Source organism: Pseudomonas sp. P5_A2_2 (assembly GCF_054177685.1).
In genome coordinates this window covers 1-4306 of record NZ_JBGCUL010000374.1, presented here as the reverse complement: position 1 = coordinate 4306, position 4306 = coordinate 1, and the positions used below count along the sequence as shown (strand labels likewise).

Below are 4306 nucleotides of genomic sequence, written 5' to 3'. Positions count from 1 at the left end.
CGTCTGCCTTGCTCATGTCGATTCCCTGTGTGGAGTTCAGACTAATCGTAGCTCGTAGATGCGGGGGCGCGCTTGCCTTGGGTCATGTTTGCGGCACAGGGCAGGTGTGGTACCACTGGGCAAATGGCCGCCATTTGTCATGGATAACCCCGTAAACTACGGCCCACAAAGATTGAGGGCTTTGGGTCGGTGCCCATGCCTTGCCCCCGACAGGATGAACTTTTGCCCACAGGCTTGAACAATCCGGACCACGCCCCTGGCGTCGCATTGAAACGCATACCGCTGCGCAAGGCCGCGGTGTTGTTCATTGCCACGGTGTGTCTGTGCCTGTGCGGTTTGCTCTACCTGCAACTGGAACAGTCTCGTCAACATGATCTGAGCGACGCGCAAGTGGCGTCTTCGAACCTGACGCGGGCCATGGCGCRGCAAGCCGAAGACACCTTCATGAAGGCCGACCTGGTGCTGACCAGTCTGGTGGACTGGATTCAGGTCGACGGTTTCGGCCCGGACCAGCGACCACGCTTGCAGCAGACGTTCGCCCGGCGGGTGCAGGCGCTGGATCAGTTGCACGGCATCCTGCTGTTCGACCAAAAGGGCCAGTGGGTGGTGACCTCGTTTGAAAACCTGCCCCGGGGTGCCGGGGTCGCGGACCGTGAATACTTCAAGTATCACCAGCAGAACGTATCGTCGGTGGCGCATATCGGCCCGGCCATCCGCAGTCGGGAAAACGGCGAGTGGATCATTCCGGTTTCCAAACGGGTCAACGACAGGAACGGGCATTTCCAGGGCGTGCTGCTGGCCGGCATCAAGATGTCGTACTTCGACCAGTTCTTCAAAAGTTTCAGCCTCGACGACAATGGCTCGATGTTTCTCGGCTTGACCGATGGCACATTGTTGGCGCGTCGACCTTTTGTAGAGGCGCAGATCGGCGTGTCGCTGGCCCAGACCGAGATTTTCCAGAAGTTCCTGCCGCTGACCACCTCCGGCAATGCGCTGTTCACCTCCATCATCGATGGTGTGACACGCATGTACAGTTACCGACAGCTGGAGGCCTATCCGTTGGTGGTCGCCGCTGCGTCGTCCACGGAATCCATTCTCGCGGACTGGTACGACACGGCGTTTCACTCCAGCCTCATCGTAGCCCTGGTATTGCTGGGCGTAGGATTGTTCGGGTGGGTGTTCCTGCATCAGGTGCGTGTTGGAGAGCGGGTCGAGGCGGATTTGCGCAGGGCCCAGCAAGCACTGGAGCTGATCGCCACTCACGACAGCCTGACCGGGCTGGCCAACCGCCGACTGTTCGAGCGGGCGCTGGGCATCGAGTTCGGGCGCGGCGCCCGGCAGGCCAGCCCCTTGAGCCTGATCATGCTCGATATCGATTACTTCAAGCGCTACAACGATACCTACGGCCATGTGGTGGGGGATCACTGCCTGGCCGAAGTGGCACGGGCGCTGAAGAGTTGCTGCCACCGCAAGGCCGATCTGGCGGTGCGTTACGGCGGTGAAGAGTTTGCGGTGCTGCTGCCCGACACCGACATCCACGGGGCCATGACGATTGCCGAGCAGATCCGCCGCAGCGTCATTGACAAGAGCATCAGCCACACCGGCTCGCCCAATGGCTACGTTACGGTCAGTCTGGGTTGCTATTCGTTCGTGCCGTCGGGGCGTGACAGCATGGACGTGTTTGTCGAACGGGCGGATGCGGCGTTGTATCAGGCCAAGCGTTCGGGGCGAAACCGCGTGGCAACGTTGTCGATGGCCGGTGGAGTCGAGGCGTTGATGCGCTCCGATCGTTGAAGTGCTTTTCCTGCCGCTGGTCCGCCTCTAGGGCCTGGCGGAATTGATCGTCTAGAGTTCCGTTAGCGCTGCCGAATCCGGCAGGCTCCCCCTCGCACGGACGATCGCCAACATGTTGCTACCGCAAGCGTTGACAGYCGTTGCTCTGACCGTCGCAGCCGCTGCCATCTTCCCGCTGGCCAGCCACGCGCAATCGAAAATCACCGCCGAAGAAGCTCACGCAATCGGCGTGGATGCCTACATCTATTTTTACCCGCTGCTGAGCATGGACATTACCCGCAAGCAATTCACCAACATCGAACCGGGCAAGGAATTCGGCAAAGGCCCGATGAACATGTTTGTGAGTGTGCCGCAGTACCCGCCTGCCGAGTTCAAAGGGGTGGTGCGCGCTAATTTCGACACCTTGTATTCGATTGCCTGGCTGGATTTGACCAAGGAACCGATGGTGATCGCCGCGCCGGATACCGACGGGCGTTTCTACCTGTTGCCGATGCTCGATATGTGGACTGACGTGTTCGCGTCGCCGGGCTGGCGCACCACGGGCACCAAGGCCGGGCAATTTTTGGTGACGCCGCCGGGGTGGACCGGCACGGTGCCCGCCGGGATGAGTCATCTGCTGGCACCCACGCCCTTTGTCTGGGTCATCGGCCGTACCAAGACCGACGGTGCGGCGGATTACGCGGCGGTGCACAAGATCCAGGCCGGCTACACGGTGACGCCGTTGTCCCGCTTGGGCAAGGAGCCTGAAGCCGTTACCGTGAAAATCGACCCGGCGGTGGACATGAAAACGCCGCCGAAGATTCAGGTCGACTCCATGTCGGCTGCCAATTACTTCACCTACGCTGCCGAACTGCTGAAGGTGAACCCGCCGCACAGCACCGACCAGCCAATGCTGGCGCAGCTCAAGCGTATCGGCATCGAAGCCGGCAAGCCGTTCGACATGGACGCGCTGGACCCGCAGATCCAGGCCGCGCTGCAAACGGTGCCGCAGGATGCGCAGGCCTTGATGACCTGGAAGGTGCCGACCCTGGCGCGGGAGGTCAATGGCTGGTCGATGAACACCGACACCATGGGCGTCTACGGCAACTACTACCTCAAGCGCGCCATCGTTACGCAAGTGGGGCTCGGTGCCAACCTGCCCGAGGATGCGATTTATCCGTTGAACATCGGCGACAGCAACGGCAAGTCTCTCGATGGTGCGAACAAATACGTGCTGCATTTCAGCAAGGACGAGACGCCGCCGGTGAGCGCCTTCTGGTCGATCACCCTGTATGACCCGGAAGGTTTCCAGGTCGGCAACTCGCTCAATCGTTTTGCGGTCAGTAGCTGGATGCCGTTCAAGGCCAACGCCGATGGCTCGCTGGACCTCTATTTCCAGAACGAAAGCCCCGGCAAGGATCTGGAGGCCAACTGGCTGCCGGCACCCAAAGGGCCGTTCAACCTGACCATGCGTCTGTACGGCCCGAAAGCCGAGGCGCTGAATGGCAAATGGAACCCGCCGGCGGTCAAGCCGATGTAAGCCTCAGGTGACAAAAAGCAGGCAATGACTGTACCTCATCGGCTGCTTTTGCCTGTCCAGCTGCCCGTCCCGCCACCCGCGCCACCGGTTCCACCTCCGGGGGCGCCGGTTCCACCACCCGCGCCGCTACCCGGACCATTGACTCCGGTGCTGCCGATTGACGAGCCGGGGCCATGACTGCGGCTGTAGTCACCCGAGGGTGCGCCGGGCCTGTTGTTGTCTGGCAGCATGGTTGAGTTGCGGGTGGCGCCCGAAGTCGTACCGGTCGCGCCAGTGCCAGTGCCAGTGCCATTGCCGGACGCCGCCAAGGTAGCCAGGGGCGTTGCCGACAACAATCCCGCCAAGAGTAGCGAAGTCATTCTGATGTTCATCATGGTCGTCTCCAGGGATGAGTCGTTACCTGATGCTTGTGTAGGGGCTGCGCAAGCGCCGTTGAATGTTTCATTTCCGGTGATTGGCTAAATCAATTGTCGTCGGCAGTGCTTGATCCCGTATACATAGCGGCCACTGGCGGAGCAATCCGCCGCTTGCGTGCAAAAGGATTGAACGATGAGCGAGCCACGCCTGACTGACCGTGCTTTGTATCTGCAACGCCTGGGCTTCGATGCACCTCCGGCACCGACCCTGGAAACCTTGCGCCAACTGCAACTGCGCCATACCGGCGTTTTCCCGTTTGAAAACCTCACCACATTATCCGGCGAACCGGTGCTGATCGACTTGCCGTCTATCGAGCAGAAGGTCTTGCATGACGGTCGTGGCGGTTACTGCTACGAACTCAACAACCTGTTTCTGGCCTTGCTTCAAGCGCTGGGTTTCGACGCCCGTGCCATCAGCGGCCGGGTGGTGATGGGCCAGCCGGAGGGCGCCTGGACTGCCCGGACCCATCGCTTGAGCCTGGTCATCATCGATGACGTGCGCTACATCACCGACGTCGGCTTCGGCGGCATGGTACCGACCGCGCCGCTGTTGCTCGATTCCCGCGCCGAACAACTC

4 protein-coding genes are annotated in these 4306 nt (G+C 61.1%); 3 read left to right on the top strand and 1 reads right to left on the bottom strand.

The features are described from left to right. Positions 1–222: 222 nt before the first annotated feature. A complete protein-coding gene (locus ACXRVY_RS18650) occupies positions 223–1794 on the top strand; it encodes a sensor domain-containing diguanylate cyclase (RefSeq protein ID WP_458237951.1) in 1572 nt (523 codons plus the stop codon). Between the two features lie 112 nt (positions 1795–1906). Beyond that, on the top strand, positions 1907–3313 hold the full coding sequence (locus tag ACXRVY_RS18645) for a DUF1254 domain-containing protein (protein ID WP_458237950.1): 1407 nt from the start codon (positions 1907–1909) through the stop codon (positions 3311–3313). A gap of 35 nt (positions 3314–3348) precedes the next feature. Here ACXRVY_RS18645 and ACXRVY_RS18640 read toward each other — a convergent pair whose 3' ends face one another. Beyond that, complete coding sequence (locus ACXRVY_RS18640) at positions 3349–3687, bottom strand: hypothetical protein (RefSeq protein ID WP_223457033.1); 339 nt, start codon at positions 3685–3687, stop codon at positions 3349–3351. 175 nt (positions 3688–3862) lie between these two features. Here ACXRVY_RS18640 and ACXRVY_RS18635 point away from each other — a divergent pair. Continuing rightward, on the top strand, positions 3863–4306 hold a 444-nt coding region (locus tag ACXRVY_RS18635), incomplete at its 3' end, for an arylamine N-acetyltransferase family protein (RefSeq protein ID WP_458237949.1).

Coding starts and splice junctions, on each gene's coding strand:
- ACXRVY_RS18640 (WP_223457033.1), bottom strand. CDS start 3,687: ATGATGAACATCAGAATGACTTCGCTACTCTTGGCGGGATTGTTGTCG.